A 19004-nucleotide genomic window follows, 5' to 3' on the forward strand; every position below is an offset into this window, starting at 1 on the left:
AAGAGAAAGGCACCACCATGTCCGTACACCGCCGCAGATTCCTCCAGGGCACGGCCGCCGCCACCGGCGCGGCCCTGCTCCCCACGGGGGCCGCGCACGCCGCGGCCCCGGTCACCCTCTCCGCCGAGGGCGTCACGATCGTCGGTCAGAGCGACGGCAACGTGCTCGTCCAGGACGGCTCGGGCACTGGCCACGTCCTGATCAGCCATTTCATGATCAAAGACAGTGTGCTGGGCCAGCGGCGCACCTTCGGCGGCACACCCGCGCAGATCACGCTGCCCGACGGCCGGCCCGCACTCCAGGTCACGTACACCATGGGCAGTGACGCACCGGGCGTCACCGTGCGCGGCACGTTCGACGTCACCGCACGCACGGTGCACATGAAGTGGGAGGCCGGTGGCTCCGGCACGCTGACGCCGACCGGCTTCATGTTCGCCCGTACGCTCCAGGGGGCGAGCGCCCCGGAGTCGTACGAGGCGCTGACCGTCTGGGAGCGGGACGCGCGCGGCGGCATACCGTACGAGAGGAACGCCGGCGGTGTCTACGCCGACACCTGGACCGGCACCAAGGGATTCTTCTGCCTCACGTCCACCAACCCGGCCTACACCAACGCGACCTGGATCCACTCCCCCGGTACGTCGACCGGCCCGGACACCGCCGTCACCGAGGCCGAGTTCGTGCTCGGCGAGCTGCGGCCGCGGGCCGCCGGGGCGCTCGCGGCGGGCCGTCCGCTGGGCGTCGAGGTGTGGACCGACCAGCCGTTCAACCTCTACCGGGAGGCCGGCCAGTCCATGCTTCTCAGGGCGCAGGTGGTCAACGGCGGGGCCGCGCCGAAGCCGGTGACCCTGAATTGGTGGGCGCGCGACTTCGCGGGCAGGAAGCTCGGCTGCTCCACGGTCGGAAGGACGGTGGCGGCGGGCGGCTCCTGGGATGTGTCCTTCCCGGTCACCGCACCGGCCCAGGGCATCGTCTTCACCGAGGTGGAGGTCGTCTCGGGCAGCGACAGCGCGCTCGCCCGCACCAACCTCGCCGTGCTCCCCGACTTCGCCTACGAGGCCGGTACGGAGTCGATGTTCGGGATCGCCAACTACCCCTGGCTGCTGAAGCCGGGCAAGGAGGCGGTGCTCGGCCTGCTGAAGACGCTCGGCATCAAATGGGTGCGGATCGCGTACGCCGGCGCCCCTGGCATCGACATCGCGACCCTGGACGCCAACGGCATCGCGCACAACGTCGAGCTCAGCGGCATCCCCACCGGCGGCACTGCGGAGCAGATCGCCGCCTGGGCGGACACCAACGTCGCCAAGGCCCTGGCGGCGCAGGCCCGGTACTTCGAGGTCAGCAACGAGGTCAACCAGCCGTGGATGTCCGGCAGGGGCGCCGACCTGTACGTACGCGACGGTCTGAAGCAGGTCACCGACCGGCTGGCCGCGGCCGGTTCGGACATGAAGGTGATGAACGCGGGCCTCGGCGGCATGGACTACGTCTGGACCGAGAACTTCCGGGCGGCGGGCGGCTGGGACCTCATCGACGCCTTCGCCGTGCATCCGGGCCGCGGGAACTTCACCCCCGACTACGCACCGGACCCGGCCGAGTGGACCCAGGGCTCGGCCGGCACGTACTGGAACTTCCTCGGGGCCGTCCGCAAGGCCAACGCGATCATCGCCGAGTACGGCGGGAACAAGGAGCTGTGGCTCACCGAGGCGTACGCGCCGACGAAGCCCAACGCCTGGTGGGCCGACACCTACCGGCACGCTGCGGAGAACGTGCTGCTGACGCTCGCCCTGGCCAAGGCCGAAGGCGTCCGGGGCGTCAACTGGTACCAGCTGCACGACTCCACCGTCCTGCACCCGCAGGAGGCGGACCCGGCGAACCCCGAGTACCACTACGGCCTGATGAACCGCGACACGAGCCCCAAGCCCTCGCTGCTCGCCTTCGCCACGGCCGCACGCGTGCTGGACCGCGCCGCGTACGTCCGGCCGCTCGTCTTCGCCGACCCGGACGTCAAGGGCCTGCTCTTCACCACCCCGGACGGCCCGGTCTCGATCCTGTGGAGCCGGAAGGACGGCTACATCCTCAACGCCGATCACGGCGAGGACCCCTGGTACGCCTCGCCCGAGCCGTGGACCGACACCTGGAGGACCAGGACCGCCGTCGTCGCCCACTCCGCGGCGGTCGGCGGCACCGTGAAGGAGCTGAACTGCATCGGACAGGAACGCACCCTCACCGCGTCCGGCGGCAAGGTCACTCTCACCCTCGACGGCGCCCCGCGCATCTACTACGGCCTCGCCGCCAACCCTGACTGGAAGTAAGAGCCTCCCATGAGGAACGAAACCGCACGGCACGACATCACCGTCGTCGGCGGCGGCCTGGCCGGGGTCAGCGCGGCCATCGCCGCCGCCCGGCTGGGCCGCACCGTCGCCCTGATCAACAACCGGCCCGTCCTCGGCGGCAACGCGAGCAGCGAGGTCCGCGTCTGGGTGTGCGGCGCGACCGGGCACGGAAGGAACCACTACGCCCGTGAGGGCGGCATCATGGGCGAGCTGTTCGTCGAGAACCAGTTCCGCAACCCGGACGGCAACCCGTACTACTGGGACGCCGTGGTGCTGGACGCGGTCCGCGCCGAACCCGGCATCACCCTCTACCTCAACACCGATGTGCGCGAGGTGGACGCCGACGGTCCCGAGGACGCCCGGCACATCACCGCCGTCACCGGCTGGATGATGGGTTCCGAGCGGCGGATCCGCTTCGAGAGCGACCTGTTCCTGGACTGTTCGGGAGACGGGCTCATCGGATATCTCGCCGGCGCCCGGCACCGCATCGGGCGGGAGTCCCGGGCGGAGTACGACGAGCCGTGGGCGCCCGTGACCGCCGACTCGCTCACGCTCGGCTCTACGCTGCTCTTCTACACCAAGGACGCCGGACGCCCCGTCAAGTTCGTGCCGCCCGACTTCGCCAGGAACATCGCGGAGACGTCCATCCCGCAGCGCCGCATCATCAAGTCCGGTGACAACGGCTGCGCCTACTGGTGGATCGAGTTCGGCGGCGAGCTCGACACGGTGCACGACAACGAGCGCATCCGCGACGAACTGTGGGCGGTCATCCACGGCATCTGGGACCACATCAAGAACTCGGGCGAGTTCGACGCCGAGACCATGACGCTGGAGTGGGTGGGCTCGGTGCCCGGCAAGCGCGAGTACCGGCGCTTCCTCGGTGACCACGTCCTCCACCAGAGCGACATCCTCGGCCAGACCGAGTTCGCCGACCGGGTGGCCTTCGGCGGCTGGTCCATCGACCTGCATCCGCCGAAGGGTGTGTACGCCACCGAGGACGGGGCCAAGCAGCGGTACGCGGACGGGATCTACCACATTCCGTACCGCAGCCTCTATTCGGTGAACACGACGAACCTGCTGTTCGCCGGGCGCAACATCTCCGCCAGCCATGTCGCCTTCGGCTCGACCCGGGTGATGGCGACCTGCGCCACGATCGGGCAGGCCGCGGGCACGGCCGCCGCGCTGTGCGCCTCGGGCGGTGTCGCGCCGCGCGCGCTGGAGATCGCCGAGCTGCAGCGGACGCTGTTGCGCGAGGACGCCTCGGTGATCGGTCTGGCCTCCGCGGACCCGGAGGACCTGGCCCTGAACGCCGAGGCCACCGCGTCCTCGACCCTGGCGGGCCCGGATGCGCCGACGCCCGGGGAGCGGTGGCCGCTGACCGCCGACGCCGGGCTGCTGCTGCCCGTCGACCCCGAACTGACCGGACTGGACCTGCTCGTCGACGCCGGCCGGGACACGGAGATCGTGGTCGAGCTGTACGACCCCGAGCTCGGCCAGAACTACGTCCCGCGGCGCCTCGTCACCTCCGTCACCGTCCCGGTGGCCGCCGGGCCGAAGCAGTGGGTTCGCACCGGACTGCGCTGGTCGCCGGACACCGCCCGCAACGCCTTCGTCGTCGTCCGCGCCAACAAGGACCTCGCCCTGTACAGCGCCGGCGGACCGGCCCCGGGCGTCCTGTGCCTCACCCGGGTGCCGCTGCGCCCACAGGACGAGTCGCCGCAGCCGCTGCGTGAATGGACCGACGCGGGACTGCAGAGGCGCACCTTCTGCCTCCGTGCGGGAGAGACCTCGGCGTACGCCCCCGCCAAGGCCGTGGACGGGTACGCACGCCCGTACTCGGGACCGCACATGTGGGTCTCCGAGCCGCTGCGGGAGGGCGGGGAGGAATGGCTGCAGCTGTCCTGGCCCCGGCCGGTCACCCTGTCGCGGATCGAGGTGCTCGCCGACGACGACGTCAACGAGGACCTGATCAACCTGCACCACCACAGGACACCGTTCGACACGCTTCCCACCCTGCTGCGCGACTACCGCGTCGAGGCACGCAGGCCGGACGGCAGCTGGCACGTCCTGTCGCGCACCTCGGACAACCGGCGCCGCCGCCGGGTGCACACTCCGGACGAGCCGGTCACCACCGCAGCGGTGAGGATCGTCGTCGAATCGACCAACGGAGCCGCGTCGGCGCACATCGTCGCCGTACGCGCATACGCATAGGAGCAACGCGTGGTCACACGAGTCCTGGTCACCGGGGCGGCCGGGCGAATCGGCCGGGCGGTCCTCGCAACTCTCGCCGAACGCTCCGTCGAGGCGAACGCACTCGTCCTGGAGGACCCGGGCGACCTGACCGCCCGGCTGGTCGTCGCCGGGGACGCCGCCGACCCGGCGACGGTGCGGGCGGCGCTGGACGGCGCCGACGGGGTGATCCACCTGGCGGCGATCCCCACACCGGAGCACAACAGCGCGCAGGAGGTCTTCGCCACCAACACCCTCGCCACGTTCACCGTCCTGGAGGAGGCGGGGTCGGCCGGTGTGCGGCACGCCGTGGTCGCCAGCTCCTGGGGGATCACGGGACTGCCCTGGACGGCGCAGCCGTCGCCGCACCCCGCGTACGTCCCGGTGGACGAGGCGATGGAGTCCCAGGTGGCGGACGCGTACGGGCTGTCCAAGCAGGTCGACGAGCTGACGGCCGCGACGATGGCGAGGCGGCATGCGATGAGCGTGGTCTCCCTGCGCTATCCGTTCGTCGGCGGATTCGACGAACGGCTGCGCGCGCACGCGGCGCGGCTCACCGCCGAACCGGCCGCGGGCGCCCGGGACCTGTGGACCTATCTGGAGGTGCGGGACGCGGCACGGGCCGCGCTGCAGGCTCTCGGTGTCCCGGGCCCGGGCGCCCACGCCGTCCATGTGTGCGCCCCCGAGACCCTCGTGCCGTTCCCGACGGAGGAGCTGATGCGCCGCTACCACCCGACGACCCCGCTGCTGCGTCCACTGCCCGGACGCACCGCCCCGGTCGACACCACGGCGGCCGTGCGGCTGTTCGGCTTCACGGCGGAGCACCTGCTCGACGACTGAGCGGATCCTCGACGACCGGGTGAATCCGGGGGCCGCTTCCCGGCAGAGGAGGTGCCGCGGACGGGACCCTGCCGATTGATCGGTTAGCTTCCAAGAGTGACCACATATGTGCGGAAACTGACGGCGATGACCGTTCTGGGCGCGGTGCTCGGAGGCGGCCTCGTCGGCTGCGGGGGCTCGGGGGACTCCCGCGGGAAGACGCACCCGGCCACGGGGCGCACACCGGTCGCCGCCCACGCACCGGCCCACACCCCGCCCTCGGCACCCCCGGCAGCGCAGCCGCCCACCATGGCGCCCGGCCCTGCCGGGCTGACGCCCGTGTTCGAGCGCGGCCGCGCAAGTGCCGAGAAGGTCGTGGCGCTCACCTTCGATGCCGACATGACGGCTGACGAGGGGCCGCGCGCGGCCGAGGGCGAGCACTTCGACAATCCGGAGCTGATCGCCCTGCTGCGACGGCTGAAGGTGCCGGCGACGGTCTTCATGACCGGCCGGTGGGCCGAGGAGTACCCGTCCCAGGCCCGTTCCATCGGCACGGACCCGCTCTTCGAGATCGCCAACCACTCCTACAGCCATTACGCCTTCACCTCGCCCTGCTACGGGCTGCCGACCGTGGGGAACGACGCGATGCGCGGCGAGGTGGAACGGGCCTTCGGCGCGATCCGGAAGACCGGCGCCCGCCATGTGGTGCCGTACTTCCGCTTCCCCGGCGGCTGCTACGACGACGCCTCGCTGCGTGCGCTCGCGCCGGAGAAGGTGACGGCGGTGCAGTGGGACGTCGTCAGCGGTGACGCGTTCGCGACGGACGCGGACGCCGTGGCACAGCAGGTGCTGGACGGGGTGAAGCCCGGATCGCTGGTCGTCATGCACTGCACCCGCAGCGCGGCACCGGTCACGGACGAGGCGGTGGACCAGGTGGTTCCGGAGCTACGGAAGCGCGGATACCGCTTCGTGAAGGTGTCGGAGCTGATGTCCGGCTGACGCACCTCAGCCGGAACAGGCCGTGCGCTGGGCCTCCTGCCATTCGCAGACCGGGCAGAGCGTGACGCCCTTGACGGACTCGGCGTACTCGGTCGGCTTCCGGCACAGCACGCACTCGGCGTACGGGGGGCCCGCGGCCCTGTCCGGGGTGGCGGCCGGAGTCTCGCAGTAGGCCTCGTTCGCGGTCTCGTCCCTGCTCTCATCCATGTGTACGAGCCTACTCAGCCGCGCACCGACGTGAGTCTGCAGGCGATCGCGGCGGCCGCGGATGCCACGGCCGCCGCGCCGAGGAGCGGCAGGACCGGCACAGTGACGGTGCCGGTGTGCGAACCGGTGACCAGCCCCGCCACCGCGTACTTCGCGGGCGATCCGCTGGTCACCAGGGCCAGCAGCGACGCGAGCACGGTCGCAGCGATCGACGGGCCGCGCCGGTGCAGCAGCGGCCGGGTGCACAACGCGCCGACCGCCGCCCCGAGCAGGACGCAGCAGGCGGTGGCGAGCAGCCCGGCGAGCCCGGCGGACGGCAGCGGGACCTCGGCCGCGTGGTCGGTGCCGGCCGGCTCGCTGATCAGCAGCACGACCAGGGTGGCGGCCGCGCCGAGCAGCCCGGCACACCCCAGCGCGGTGAGCAGGGCCGCCAGGTGGGCTCTCGGCTGCCCGCCCGCCGCCGCGGCGACGACCGTCCGGGCGGCGGCCGGCTCCTGGGTGGCACAGACCTGCACGAGCCACGCCGTGACGGGCAGCAGCCCTGCCGCCGTGTAGCCGAGCGAGTCCAGCACCGGCTGTCCCGAGCGGACCCCGACGCCGAGGAGGGCCACGTACAGGAGCACGGGCGCGAGCCAGCGCTGGGAGCGCAGCAGAAGGCCGGCCTGGTAGCGGATCAGCGCGGTCATGCCGCCTCGTCGGGGTTGCCGGGAAGAGTCGAGAGGTGCCTGATGTGCCAGGGCGGACGGGCGGTGAGCAGGGCGCCCAGCAGTGCGTCGGAGTGCACGGCCGCGACGGTGAGCCGCAGCGCTCCGTCCCCGGCGGCCGTCCGCGCGGGAGCGCCGGGCAGTCCGGCGGGGAGTGTCGCGCCGGGCGGGCCCGTGACCTCGATCCGCACCCGGGGGCCGGCCACCGTCCCGGCAGGGGCAAGGGGTGCTGCGGCCGGCCCGGTCCCCTGGACGCGCAGGACCATGTCGACCGCGCCCGCGAGCCGTTGCGCGTCGTGGTCGACGAAGACGACGGTGGAGCCCGCGGCCACGCGTGCCGCGACAGCCCGGTCCAGTTCGTCCCGGGCCGCGGCGTCCAGGCCGGTCCAGGCCTCGTCGAGCACCAGCAACTCCGGTTCGGCCAGGAGCGCCTGGGCGACCGCGACCTTCTGGCCGGTGCCCTTGGAGAGCTCCGCGAGCGGTGTGCGCGCGTACCCGGCGGCCCCGAAGCGGCTCAGCCACTGCTGCGCCCGCGCGGTCGCCTCGGCCCGGCGCAGCCCGTGGATCCGGCCCAGGTGGACGAGGTAGCCGGCGGCGGTGAAGGGCAGCGCCGCCGGGAACCGCTCGGGAACGTACGCCGTGCGCGGCCGGCCGCCGGTGATCCGGCCCTCGGTGGGGGCATCGACCCCGGCGAGGAGCCGCAACAGGGTGGACTTGCCCGTGCCGTTGGCCCCTTCGACGCGGACGAGGGAGCGCGCGGGCAGACCGAGGTCCACCCCGCGCAACACCCATGGTCCGGCGAGGCCGTACCGCCGGCCGACTCCGCTCAGTCGCAGGACTTCGGCACTCGGTTGTCCGGCACTCAGTTGGACGACGCCTTCTCGGTCTTGAGCTCGCTGGGACGTACGATCACGAACCCCTCGCCGTCCAGGCGCAGCTGGACCGCCTCCCCCGAGCCGCCGCGAAGCATCGAGCCGACGCTCTGCGAACGGTGCAGCGACGTGTTCAGGTGGGCGCTCCACCCGACGACCGCGTCCGTGTCGACACACACCGGCTGCTGGGGCGTGACGGGGATCACTATGGGATTCCCCTCGCACATCAGGCCGAGCTTCCCGTAGCCGGTGAAGACACTGTTGAAGAGTCCCCCGCCGGTCATCCCGGCACCCTTCACGGTCTTGATCTCGTACGCGAGTGTGGCGTCGAAACACAGGACGTTGCGGCCGTTGATGGTCAGGACGTCGCCCTGCTCGATCTCCACGATGAAGCAGTTGGCCGCCTCGTGCGCGAACCACGCCTCGCCCTGGCCGCGCACCGCCATAAGCGGCAGGCCCTCGCCGGTGACGGCACGCTTGAGCATGCCGCCGAGGCCCTGGCCCTTGCGCTCGAACTGGAGATCACCGCGGAAGGCGATCATCGATCCCTGGCGGGCGTGCATCTCCCCGTTGACCGCGTACTTGATGGATTTGGCGTTCTGCAGGCTCATTCCGGGGGCGGTGGCCTGCTGTGCCATGTGCTCGCTGGAAAAGAGATCGCTCTTCATGCGGTGCATCCTCACCCGGAGGGTTTCATTCCGCCAAGAACGGGTTCCGGGGCGACTGGCAGACTGGACGAGTGAGCAGCAACGACACCCCCGAGTCCCCGTCCGTTCCCGCAGCCCTGCCGTCGGACAGCCCCTTCCGTTCCGAGCGGACGAACCGGGACGAAGCACCTCAGTACGTACTGCCGTTGGTGGTACATATCGAGAAGAGCGCTCCCCCGGCCCGCACCGACGCGCTGCGCACGGCCGCCAGGGCGGTGCTGGTGATGCTCTCCGACGAGCGGTCGACGGGCGACGGCGAGTGGGCGCAGGTGATGCGCGACTGGCAGGACGCCCGGATCCGCAAGGTGGTGCGGCGGGCGCGCGGCGCGGAGTGGCGCAAGGCCTGCGCGCTGCCCGGGGTCACGGTCACGGGCGACGAGGCCGAAGTACGGGTCTACCCGCCGGTGCCCCTCGACGGCTGGCCGAAGGAGCTCGCCAAGCTCCAGGTCTCCGGAACGGACCTGGACGACCCCGAGCCGCCCGCCGCGCCCGACCTCGCCGGGCCGGTCCTCTGGCTGAACCCGGAGCTCGGCATGTCGGCGGGCAAGGAGATGGCGCAGGCCGGGCACGGGGCCCAGCTCGCCTGGTGGGAGCTCTCGGAGACGGAACGCAAGGCGTGGCGCGAGGCGGGCTTCCCGCTCTCGGTCGCGACTCCGGGAGCGGACCGCTGGCAGGAACTCACGGCGAGCGGGCTGCCGGTGGTGCAGGACGCCGGGTTCACGGAGATCGCCCCCGGGTCGTGCACGGTGGTCGCCGACCATCCGGCACTGCGCCGCTGATCCGCCCGCCCCGTACGCAGGTCTCCGCCAGGGCCGTTGAAAGGTCCGGACCGTTGAACGGTTCACGCCGCTGAACGGTCCGGACCGGTCCGGGCCGGACAGCGCCCATGGTTCCGACCACTGAACGGTCCGGTCCGCCGATACGTATCCCCTGACGCCGCCCCACTGGCAATACTGCCCAGTAGGTTGAACGGCCGGTCAGTTCCCGGCCGTTGCGACCGGCGGTTGCTTGGACGCCGTCACGCCTCGGCCCGGGAGAGACCTCTGTGCGACGCATCAACGGAACGGCCCTCATCATCGCCGCGCTCGTCGCCACGCTCGGCGCGCTGGCCTACCCGGTCTGGTCGTACGCCGACCGCTCCGGCACCGGTCGGGCGAACCTCGACGCGTCGTCCACCGCAACCCAGTGGGGTCCGCTCTCCGCGACCGACCGGGACTTCCTGGTGAAGGTGCGCCTGGCCGGGCTCTGGGAGCTGCCCGCCGGGCAGCAGGCCATCGAGCGGGCACCGACCGAGGCGGTCAAGGCCACCGGGGACCATCTGGTCGTCGGGCACACCGATCTCGACCGCCGGGCCCGGGACGTGGCGGCCAAGCTCGGCGTGGAGCTCCCGAACCAGCCGACCGAGCAGCAGCAGGGCTGGCTGCGGGAGCTGACCGCGGCGAGCGGCGAGGAGTACGAGCGGAAGTTCGCCAACCTGCTGCGCAACGCGCACGGCAAGGTCTTCGCGCTGATCGCCCAGGTCCGGCACACCACCCGCAACACGCTGATCCGGCAGCTGGCCACCGACGCCAACCAGACCGTGCTCGACCACATCACCATGCTGGAGAGCACGAGCTTCGTGGACTTCGACGCCATCGCCCGCGAGGCGGCCGGGGCGGCCACGGCCAGTCCGACGGGACCGCCGGTGGCGCCGAACGGCTCCGTCCTCCCACAGCCGGTTCCCGCGGCGCCGACCGGGGACCGGTCCTTCACCTCGCGGCCCTCCACGGCGCCGATGCCCTGACGGCCCCAAGGGGCGGGTCACCCGGCCGGCCGAGCTCCGGAACCTCAAATCGGGCTCTGAACGTCCCCCTCTTCGGGTTCACCGCTGCGCGGCGGGGCCATGACCCCTGCACGGAGCGGAGGAGGGGGACACCATGAAGCTGGGAATCGGGATCGGCTGGCGGCCGGAGATCGCCGATGCGGTGGAGGCGTTGCCGGGGATCGACTGGGTGGAAGCGGTGGCGGAGAACCTCTGCGCCGACCATCTGCCCGCGTCCCTGGTCCGGCTGAGGGAGCGCGGCGTCACCGTGGTGCCGCACGGGGTCTCGCTGGGCCTGGGCGGGGCGGACCGCCCCGACCCGGGCCGGCTCGCGGGCCTCGCGACTCGTGCCACCCTGCTGGGCACTCCTCTGGTGACCGAGCACATCGCGTTCGTCCGCGCGGGCGGCACGCGCACCGGGTCACCGGTGCTGGAGGCGGGGCACCTGCTGCCCGTCCCGCGTACGTGGGCGGCTCTGGACGTGCTGTGCGAGAACGTACGGATCGCTCAGGACTCGCTGCCGGTGCCGCTGGCCCTGGAGAACATCGCCGCGCTGATCTCCTGGCCGGACGAGGAGCTGACCGAGGGGCAGTTCCTGGCGGAGCTGGTCGACCGCACGGGGGTGCGGCTGCTCATCGACGTGGCCAACCTGCACACGAACCACGTCAACCGGGGCGAGGACCCGGCCACGGCCCTCGACGAGCTGCCGGTGGAGGCCATCGCGTACGTCCATGTGGCCGGCGGCGTGGAGAAGGACGGCGTCTGGCACGACACGCACGCCCACCCGGTCACCGCTCCGGTGCTCGGCATCCTCGCCGAGCTGCGCTCCCGCATCGCCCCTCCCGGTGTCCTGCTGGAACGCGACGACGACTTCCCGCCCGCCGCCGAGCTGGCGGGCGAACTGGACGCGATCCGCGCCACGCTCGACGCGGGGCACGGCTCCCGGCCGCGGCCGGACTCCGGAACCCCGGCCTCCCGCCCGTCGAAGACCCCGGCCCCGCCGCCCGCGGCACCAGCAGGCGAAGCCCCGTCGCGCGAGACCCCGTCGCACGCGGCGTCGGAGCCCCTGCGTGACCGGGTCGCGGTCGCACAGACCTCGCTGCTTTCCGCGCTCGTTGCGGGCACCCCCGCCCCCGAGGGCTTCGACCTCCGCCGGCTCGGCATCCAGAGCCGGGCCCTGGCCGCCAAGCGTGCCGATGTCGTCGCCAAGGTGGCCCCCGAGCTCCCGGAGATCCTGGGCCGCGACTACCGGGGCGTCTTCCTCGCGTACGCCAGGAACCGTCCGATGTCCGCCGGATACCGGCGTGACGCCCTGGACTTCGCCGAGCAGCTGCTCATCGCGGGCCGCCCCGCGGACGACGCGGCCCGGCGCCGGCTGACCCACTGGTGGCAGGACCGCGCGGCTCCCCGGCCGCCCCGCCGCACCGTCCGGCTGGTCCGGGCGGCCCGTTCCGTTCTCATAGGGAGGTGACCGGGATGAACGCACTGGCCCTGGTCCTGACACTCGCCGTGGCGGTCTCCTCGACGCTCCTGATCGTGGGGTCGGGCCGTGCCCGTCGCGGGTCCGGAGGCCCCGTCCACGACCTGTCCGAGGTGGCGTTCCTGAACGGCGGGCCCGGCCGGGTGGCGGACACCGCGCTCGCCGCGATGCTGGAGGACGGCCGGCTGGTCGTCGGCGGGCCCGGGATCGTCGCGGTCCAACGGCCGGTCGCCCACGACCCGGTGGAGCGGGCCGTGCTCCAGGAGCAGGCCGCGGCTCCGAGCGGTGCCCTGCACACGCTGCGGATCGCGGTGATGCGCCATCCCGCCGTGCAGGAGCTCGGCGACGGCCTGGCCGAGCGTGGTCTGCTGAACGCGCCCGGGGCGAACCGGAAGTGGCGCCTCTGGGGCACGACGCAGGGGCTCGTCTGCCTGCTCGGCCTCCCGGTCTCCTTCGTGCTGACCATCAGCCGGTTCGTCGGGGAGGACGACTCGTCCGACGTGGCCTTCCCGTTCTTCCTCCTGGTGTTCCCGGCCCTGGCCGCCGGCACCGTCATCGGGTTGGTCCGCGCGGCCGCCGCCCGTTCCCGGATCACCAAGGCGGGCCGCAGGGCCGCCGCGGAGTTCCGCTTCGCCCACACGTCCCGGACGGACGCGGCCCACCTGGTGGCGACGGCCGGGCCCCGGGCGCTCCCCGACCCGGTGGTGCGCACGCACCTGGTCACGGCGGCGCGGTTGCGGCCCGCGGGGTCGCCCGCACCCCCGCACCACGCGGCGGACTCCTCGGGGCTGCTGCTCGTGCCGACGGTGTGGTGTGCCGGATCGAGCCCCGGGGACGGCGGCTGCGGCAGTTCCGCCGGGAACAGTGGCGTCAGCGGAGGCGGCGGGTGCGGCTCGGGATCGAGTTGCGGCTCCGGGTCCAGCTGCGGCTCGGGCTCCAGCTGCGGTTCCGGATCGAGCTGCGGCAGCAGCTCCGGGTCCAGCTGCGGCAGCAGTTCCGGGTCCAGTTGCGGCAGCAGTTCCTGAGCGTTCGCCGTCCGCATCATGAAACCCCCTGGCGCTCCGGGCCCGTCTCGCATAGAAATCCGCCATGCTCTGGGTTCTGTTCCTGCTGGTCGCATGGGGTGCGGCGGCCGTCTCCTGTGTCCGGCTCTGTCTCGCGGCCGCCCGCCTGGCCCCGCCGCCCGGCACCTCGTCCCAGGACGCGCCGCGCGCGGCGGACGGCCCTGAACTCACGCTGTACGAGACCGCGTTCCTGGCCGGCGGCCCGCACCGGGTCGCCGATCTCGCGCTCGTCACCATGCATCTGCGCCGCCGGCTGCTGCTCGCCCACACGGGCTGGGCAACGGTGGTCGACCCGGACGGCCGGGACGAGGTTGAACGCACGGTGATCCGCGCGATCGGCCCGCAGGGCCAGTCTCCCATACCGCCGGTCCGCTCGGCGGCGGCCGCCGCCGATGCCGTACGCGCCCTCGCCGACCGGCTCGTCTCCGCGGGCCTGGCGCTGCCGGGCGGGGCGGGGACGGACATCGTGTCGGCGGTGCGCGCGGTGCGCGGGGCGGCGATGCTGGTGACCGCGATGGGCACCGCCGCGCTGCTCACGCCCGGCCGGGAGCAGGGTCCGGGCGGCTCGGGCGTACCGGTGCTCGTCTGGTTCGGGCTGCCGCTCGTACTGACCCTGGGCTGCCTGGCCATCGCCCGGATGGAAGTGCAGCCGTACAGCGCGTGGGCCTCCCCCGCCGGACTGCGGCTGCTGAACGCGCGCACGGCATCGGTGGGCGGCCCGGAGGGCGATGTGCTGATGGCGGTCGCCGTGCGGGGTGTGGGGGCGGTGGCCGATCCGGCGCTGCGGGCCGCGCTCGGCGGCCGTGGCGGCGCCGCGCGGATCCCGTGAATGACGCCGGTGCGGCGCGCCGGAAGCGCGCCGCACCGGAAGCCGAACCCGGTGTCGCTGGAACGGCGGCCGGCACAGGGTGCCGCTGATTCCGCCGTCTGATCTTCCGGGTTGGGGTGGTCGGAACCCGCTCGCTACGCGAGCCCGGCCACCAGGTCTGCGACCGACTTGCGCCGGCCGGTGTAGAAGGGGACCTCCTCGCGGACGTGCATCCGCGCCTCGGAGGCCCGCAGGTGACGCATGAGGTCGACGATGCGGTGCAGTTCGTCGGCCTCGAACGCCAGCACCCACTCGTAGTCGCCGAGGGAGAAGGAGGCGACGGTGTTGGCGCGCACGTCGGGGAAGCCGCGGGCCATCTTGCCGTGGTCGGCGAGCATGCGGCGACGGTCCTCGTCGGGCAGCAGGTACCAGTCGTAGGAGCGCACGAAGGGGTACACGCTGATGTAGTCGCGCGGCGTCTCGTCCGCGAGGAACGCCGGGACGTGCGACTTGTTGAACTCGGCGGGGCGGTGCAGCGCCATGTTCGACCAGACCGGGTCGAGGCTCTTGCCGAGCCGAGTGCGCCGGAAGAGGTTGTACGCCTCCTGCAGCGCGTCCGAGGTCTCGGCGTGCCACCAGATCATGACGTCGGCGTCGGCACGCAGCCCCGAGACGTCATAGGTGCCACGCACGGTGATGTCCTTGGCCGCGAGCTGGTCGAACAGCTCCTGGACCTCACCGGAGTACGCCGCACGGTCCGTGTCCGCGGGCAGCACGTCGCGCAGCTTGAAGACGGACCACAGTGTGTAGCGGACGACGTCGTTGAGGTCCTTCGCCTTCTTGCCGGCGTTGGGGGCCTTGCTTGATGTCACAGTCTCAGGAGCACTCATACGGCTATTGTCCCGCCTCGCTCCGTGTGCCCTGAACCAGGGTGGGGGTGGCGATGATCTCTCCGCCGTTCCGCGTGTCGTCCGCTCCCGCCACGTCCTCTCCCCCGGCGCCCGCTCCCGCGACGTCACGGGCGATCTCGTCCGCGGCACGGTGGGCGCTCGCGATGCAGGCGGGGATGCCGACCCCGTCGTAGACCGCGCCGCAGACGCGCAGCGCGGGCAGTTTGGCGACCTCCTCGCGGATCCGGGCGACGCGGCCGAGATGGCCCACGGGGTACTGGGGCAGTCCGCCGATCCACCGGGTGACCTCGGTGGCGACCGGCTTCGCGGCCAGTCCGGTCGCCGCGGCGAGGTCGCTCAGCGACACGTCGACGAGTTCGCCGTCCTCGCGGTGCAGATGGTCCTCCTCGCCGTAGCGGCCCACCGAGGTCCGCAGGACGAACAGGTCCGGTGCCGCGTCGGAGACCCACTGCCACTTGTGGGTGGAGAAGGTGGAGGCCTTGATGGTGTGGCCGTCGACCGGCGGCACCAGGAAGCCGGAGCAGCCGTCGAAGGCCTCGGAACCCGCCACGTCGGATCGCCGGAAGGCCATGGTGACCAGGGCCATCGACGCGTACTCGACGCCCGCGAGCTCGGCGGAGGCGGCCGGCGACTCGGCGGCGAGCAGGGTGGAGGCGGACCAGGCGGGGGCGGCGAGGACGATGCCGTCGGCGGAGATCACCCGGGCGTCGGTGCGTACGTCCCAGCCTTCGGCGCTTCGGGTCAGACCCAGCACAGGGGTCTCGGTGAGGATCTCGCCTCCCCCGGCGCGTACGGCGTCGGCCACGGCGCCCGGCAGGGTGCCGAGGCCTCCTTCGATCCCCTGGAAGACCGGTCCGGTCTGCTGCCGGGCGGCGGCCTGCTCCTGGATGCGGGTGACCCCGTCGAGCAGGGAGCCCCCCTGCCGGGCGACCTCGAAGAGCTGCGGTACGGCGGCGCGCATCGAGATCCGGTAGGCGTCACCCGCGTATACCCCGCCCAGGAGCGGCTCGACCAGCCGGTCGACCACTTCGCGGCCGAGCCGGTCCGCCACGTACGCGCCGACGGCCACGTCGTCGCCGACGGCGGTCGGGGTCAGGTCGCGTTCCTGCGCGATACGGGCGAGGCCCTCGGGCGAGAGCACGTCACCGAGGACCGACGGGTCGCCCGGTACACCCATCACATGCCCCTTGGGCATGGGGCGCAGAGCGTCGCGCGTCCACAGCGAGGCGGTGGCCGTGGCGGGCGGCTGCAGCCGGTCGCCGAGGCCGACGGCTCGGGCCAGCCCGACCGCCTCCGGCCGCCGGGCGAGCATCGATTCGGCGCCGAGGTCGACCTGGACGCCGGCGACCTCACCGGTCATGAGCTTGCCGCCGAGCCGGTCGGTCGCCTCCAGGAGGGTGACCCTCAGCCCGGTGCCGACGAGCCGGTGGGCGGCCGCGAGTCCGGCGATGCCGCCGCCGATGACGACGACGTGGCCGGGGGCACTGTCCGCACGGTGTGTTGAACGCTGCATGCCCCCACTCTCTCAAACCTCATCCGAGTCCTGACCGTGACCGCTTCGAAACCGGTTTCCCGAAACCCGGACCACCACCTCGTACGTCGAACCGGCGCAATCAACCACTCGTCCTGGGGGGACAGTTATGCAGGCAGCACCCGTCATCCGTACCGACAGACGATCAGGCCGCCGCACACGCACCGCGCTCGCCGCCGGGCTGCTCACCGCAGTCCTCGCGCTGAGCGGCTGCGGCGCGTCCGGTGACAGCAGCGACTCCGGCTCGGCCTCCGACGAGCGCGCGCTGTCCGCCGGCGACCAGAACAAGGCGGCCGCCGCCGGTGAGGCGGCGGCCGGCTCCAAGGAGGGCGCGGCGAAGCCGGGGGCTCCGAGCAAGCCGAATCCGGTGACCGTCGCGCACGTCATCCGCACCGCGTCACTGTCCGTGGAGGTGAAGAGCGCGTCCAGGGCGGCCGCCGCGGCCCGTACCGTCGTGCAGAACGCGGGCGGGCTGGTCGCCAACGAGTCCACCGAGCAGGTGGACGACACGCACGACTCCTCGCATCTCGTCCTGCGCGTGCCCCAGGGCGAGTACGACAGTGTGCTGCGCGAGCTCGCCGGGGCGGGGAAGCTGCTCTCCCGCACGTCGACCGCGAAGGACGTCACCGACCAGGTCGTCGACGTGGAGAGCCGGATCGCCACACAACGGGCGAGCGTGACGCGGGTGCGCAAGCTGATGGACCAGGCCGAGAAGCTGGTCGACGTGGTGACCCTGGAAGGCGAGCTGAGCAGCCGTCAGGCCACTCTGGAGTCGCTGCTCGCCCAGCAGGCCTCGCTGAAGGACCGCACGACGCTGGCCACGATCACGCTCGATCTGACGGAACCGGAGGCCGCTCCCGAGGAGGAGGGCGACCCGGGGTTCCTGGACGCGCTCAGCGGCGGCTGGCACGCCTTCCTGACGATGCTGCGGTGGCTCGCGATGGCGGCGGGCGCCACGGCCCCGTTCCTGGCCGCTGCGGCCGTCCTGCTGGTCCTGTGGCGGAGGCTGCGCCGCCGGGGCGGGAAGGCGGGGCAGCAGCCGCCGGCCGCCGAGTAGGCGGGACCGGGGGCGCCGCGGCGCCCCCGGGGTCCCCGGCGCCGTAGCGTGTGCCCCTCGGACTGTGCGTCGAAGGGACCTGGCATGGCGGCGGAACGACTGGTGGTCATCGGCGGTGACGCTGCGGGCATGTCCGCAGCGTCACAGGCGCGCCGGCTCAAGGGCCCGGACGAGCTGAGCATCACCGCCTTCGAGCGGGGCCACTTCACCTCGTACTCCGCCTGCGGCATCCCCTACTGGGTGGGCGGCGACGTCCCTGAGCGGGACGACCTGATCGCGCGGACCCCCGAGGAGCACCGGGCCCGCGCGATCGACCTGCGGATGCGCACCGAGGTGACGGAGATCGATGTCGCGGGGCAGCGGGTGCGCTCCCTGGACCGGGACTCGGGCGAGACCTCCTGGACCGGTTTCGACAAGCTGGTGATCGCGACGGGCGCCCGGCCGGTGCGGCCCGCGCTGCCCGGCATGGACGCGGCCGGGGTGCACGGCGTGCAGACCCTGGACGACGGACAGGCCCTGCTGAACACCCTGGACCGGGCGACGGGGCGGCGCGCGGTCGTCGTCGGCGCGGGCTACATCGGGGTCGAGATGGCCGAGGCGATGCTGAAGCGCGGCTTCGAGGTGACCGTGCTCAACCGCGGGGAGCAGCCGATGGCGACGCTCGACCCGGACATGGGGCGCCTCGTCCACGACGCGATGGACGGGCTCGGGATCACCACGGTGAACCGGGCCGCGGTCACCGCGATCCGTACCGGGCCGGACGGCCGGGTCGCCGCCGTCGAGACGGCCGACGCGTCCTACCCGGCGGACGTGGTGGTGCTCGGCATCGGCGTCGAGCCCGAGACCACGCTGGCCCGCGCGGTCGGGCTGCCGGTCGGCCCGCACGGCGGGCTGCTCACCGATCTGTCGATGCGGGTCGTGGGCCACGACAACATCTGGGCGGGCGGGGACTGCGTCGAGGTGCTGGACCTGGTGGCGGGGCGCACCCGCCACATCGCGCTGGGCACGCACGCCAACAAGCACGGCCAGATCATCGGGGCCAACGTCGGCGGCGGTTACGGGACGTTCCCGGGCGTGGTCGGTACGGCGGTGAGCAAGGTCTGCGACCTGGAGATCGCCCGGACCGGGCTGCGCGAGAAGGACGCCCGTGCGGTGGGCCTGCGCTTCGTCACGGCGACGATCGAGTCGACGGGCCGGGCGGGCTACTACCCGGGGGCGCAGCCGATGACGGTGAAGATGCTCGCGGAGTACCGCACGGGGCGGCTGCTGGGTGTGCAGATCGTGGGCCGTGACGGGGCGGCGAAGCGGGTGGACGTGGCGGCGGTGGCGCTCACCGCGGGCATGACCGTCGAGCAGATGACGGCCCTGGACCTCGGATACGCCCCGCCGTTCTCACCGGTCTGGGACCCCGTCCTGGTGGCGGCCCGCAGGACGGTGGCCGTGCTGCGGAAGGCGGGCACCGCCTGAGAGGCCGTGCCCGCCCCC

The 19004-nt window shown here is 72.8% G+C and carries 17 protein-coding genes; 11 read left to right on the plus strand and 6 right to left on the minus strand.

Annotation, left to right across the window (positions count from 1 at the left end; all coding sequences use genetic code 11):
• Window positions 1-17: 17 nt before the first annotated feature.
• The 4 genes from ABT025_RS08580 to ABT025_RS08595 all read left to right on the plus strand — a co-directional run bounded on the left by ABT025_RS08580 (window position 18) and on the right by ABT025_RS08595 (window position 6377).
• Window positions 18-2309, plus strand: a complete 2292-nt coding sequence (locus ABT025_RS08580; protein WP_350991339.1) for a hypothetical protein — start codon at window positions 18-20, stop codon at window positions 2307-2309.
• A 9-nt stretch (window positions 2310-2318) separates the two neighbouring features.
• Window positions 2319-4541 carry an FAD-dependent oxidoreductase gene (locus tag ABT025_RS08585; protein ID WP_350991341.1) on the plus strand — a complete coding sequence of 741 codons (2223 nt, stop codon included), beginning with the start codon at window positions 2319-2321 and terminating at the stop codon, window positions 4539-4541.
• Window positions 4542-4550: 9 nt separating this feature from the next.
• Window positions 4551-5399, plus strand: coding sequence for an NAD-dependent epimerase/dehydratase family protein (locus ABT025_RS08590; RefSeq protein ID WP_350991343.1), 849 nt, complete (start codon window positions 4551-4553; stop codon window positions 5397-5399).
• Window positions 5400-5516: 117 nt separating this feature from the next.
• Entirely contained in the window at window positions 5517-6377 is an 861-nt protein-coding gene (locus ABT025_RS08595) for a polysaccharide deacetylase family protein (RefSeq protein WP_350991464.1), read from the plus strand.
• A 6-nt stretch (window positions 6378-6383) separates the two neighbouring features.
• Here ABT025_RS08595 and ABT025_RS08600 read toward each other — a convergent pair whose 3' ends face one another.
• The 4 genes from ABT025_RS08600 to ABT025_RS08615 are packed head-to-tail and all read right to left on the minus strand — an operon-like array spanning window position 6384 to window position 8828.
• Window positions 6384-6584, minus strand: a complete 201-nt coding sequence (locus tag ABT025_RS08600; RefSeq protein ID WP_350991345.1) for a hypothetical protein — start codon at window positions 6582-6584, stop codon at window positions 6384-6386.
• Between the two features lie 14 nt (window positions 6585-6598).
• Window positions 6599-7270: an ABC transporter gene (locus ABT025_RS08605; protein ID WP_350991347.1), complete on the minus strand. Its 672-nt coding sequence runs from the start codon at window positions 7268-7270 to the stop codon at window positions 6599-6601.
• Entirely contained in the window at window positions 7267-8124 is an 858-nt protein-coding gene (locus tag ABT025_RS08610) for an ATP-binding cassette domain-containing protein (protein ID WP_350991465.1), read from the minus strand. Before ABT025_RS08610 ends, ABT025_RS08605 begins: the two co-directional genes overlap by 4 nt.
• Window positions 8125-8150: 26 nt before the next feature.
• The gene (locus ABT025_RS08615) at window positions 8151-8828 is read right to left on the minus strand and encodes an AIM24 family protein (protein ID WP_350991349.1); all 678 of its coding nucleotides are present in this window, start codon (window positions 8826-8828) and stop codon (window positions 8151-8153) included.
• A gap of 71 nt (window positions 8829-8899) precedes the next feature.
• Here ABT025_RS08615 and ABT025_RS08620 point away from each other — a divergent pair, with 71 nt between their 5' ends.
• The 5 genes from ABT025_RS08620 (at window position 8900) to ABT025_RS08640 (ending at window position 14041) form a co-directional block, all read left to right on the plus strand.
• Window positions 8900-9646, plus strand: a complete 747-nt coding sequence (locus ABT025_RS08620) for a peptidyl-tRNA hydrolase (RefSeq protein WP_350991351.1) — start codon at window positions 8900-8902, stop codon at window positions 9644-9646.
• A gap of 266 nt (window positions 9647-9912) precedes the next feature.
• Window positions 9913-10650: a DUF4142 domain-containing protein gene (locus tag ABT025_RS08625; protein ID WP_350991355.1), complete on the plus strand. Its 738-nt coding sequence runs from the start codon at window positions 9913-9915 to the stop codon at window positions 10648-10650.
• A 133-nt stretch (window positions 10651-10783) separates the two neighbouring features.
• Window positions 10784-12139: an MbnB/TglH/ChrH family RiPP precursor modification enzyme gene (locus ABT025_RS08630; protein ID WP_350991358.1), complete on the plus strand. Its 1356-nt coding sequence runs from the start codon at window positions 10784-10786 to the stop codon at window positions 12137-12139.
• Window positions 12140-12144: 5 nt separating this feature from the next.
• Window positions 12145-13173: a TIGR04222 domain-containing membrane protein gene (locus tag ABT025_RS08635; RefSeq protein ID WP_350991360.1), complete on the plus strand. Its 1029-nt coding sequence runs from the start codon at window positions 12145-12147 to the stop codon at window positions 13171-13173.
• Between the two features lie 64 nt (window positions 13174-13237).
• Complete coding sequence (locus tag ABT025_RS08640) at window positions 13238-14041, plus strand: TIGR04222 domain-containing membrane protein (protein WP_350991362.1); 804 nt, start codon at window positions 13238-13240, stop codon at window positions 14039-14041.
• Window positions 14042-14175: 134 nt separating this feature from the next.
• Here the strand turns inward: ABT025_RS08640 and hemQ are convergent, their stop codons facing one another.
• Both hemQ and hemG read right to left on the minus strand, forming a co-directional pair.
• Window positions 14176-14910, minus strand: a complete 735-nt coding sequence (hemQ, locus tag ABT025_RS08645) for a hydrogen peroxide-dependent heme synthase (RefSeq protein WP_148021503.1) — start codon at window positions 14908-14910, stop codon at window positions 14176-14178.
• 4 nt (window positions 14911-14914) lie between these two features.
• Complete coding sequence (gene hemG, locus ABT025_RS08650) at window positions 14915-16444, minus strand: protoporphyrinogen oxidase (RefSeq protein WP_350991365.1); 1530 nt, start codon at window positions 16442-16444, stop codon at window positions 14915-14917.
• 127 nt (window positions 16445-16571) lie between these two features.
• Here hemG and ABT025_RS08655 point away from each other — a divergent pair, with 127 nt between their 5' ends.
• Window positions 16572-17519: a DUF4349 domain-containing protein gene (locus tag ABT025_RS08655; protein WP_350991366.1), complete on the plus strand. Its 948-nt coding sequence runs from the start codon at window positions 16572-16574 to the stop codon at window positions 17517-17519.
• Between the two features lie 84 nt (window positions 17520-17603).
• Window positions 17604-18986 carry an FAD-dependent oxidoreductase gene (locus tag ABT025_RS08660; RefSeq protein ID WP_350991368.1) on the plus strand — a complete coding sequence of 461 codons (1383 nt, stop codon included), beginning with the start codon at window positions 17604-17606 and terminating at the stop codon, window positions 18984-18986.
• The last annotated feature ends 18 nt before the right edge of the window (window positions 18987-19004 follow it).

Source organism: Streptomyces sp. NPDC002809, from assembly GCF_040295435.1.
In the GTDB taxonomy this organism is placed as follows: domain Bacteria; phylum Actinomycetota; class Actinomycetes; order Streptomycetales; family Streptomycetaceae; genus Streptomyces.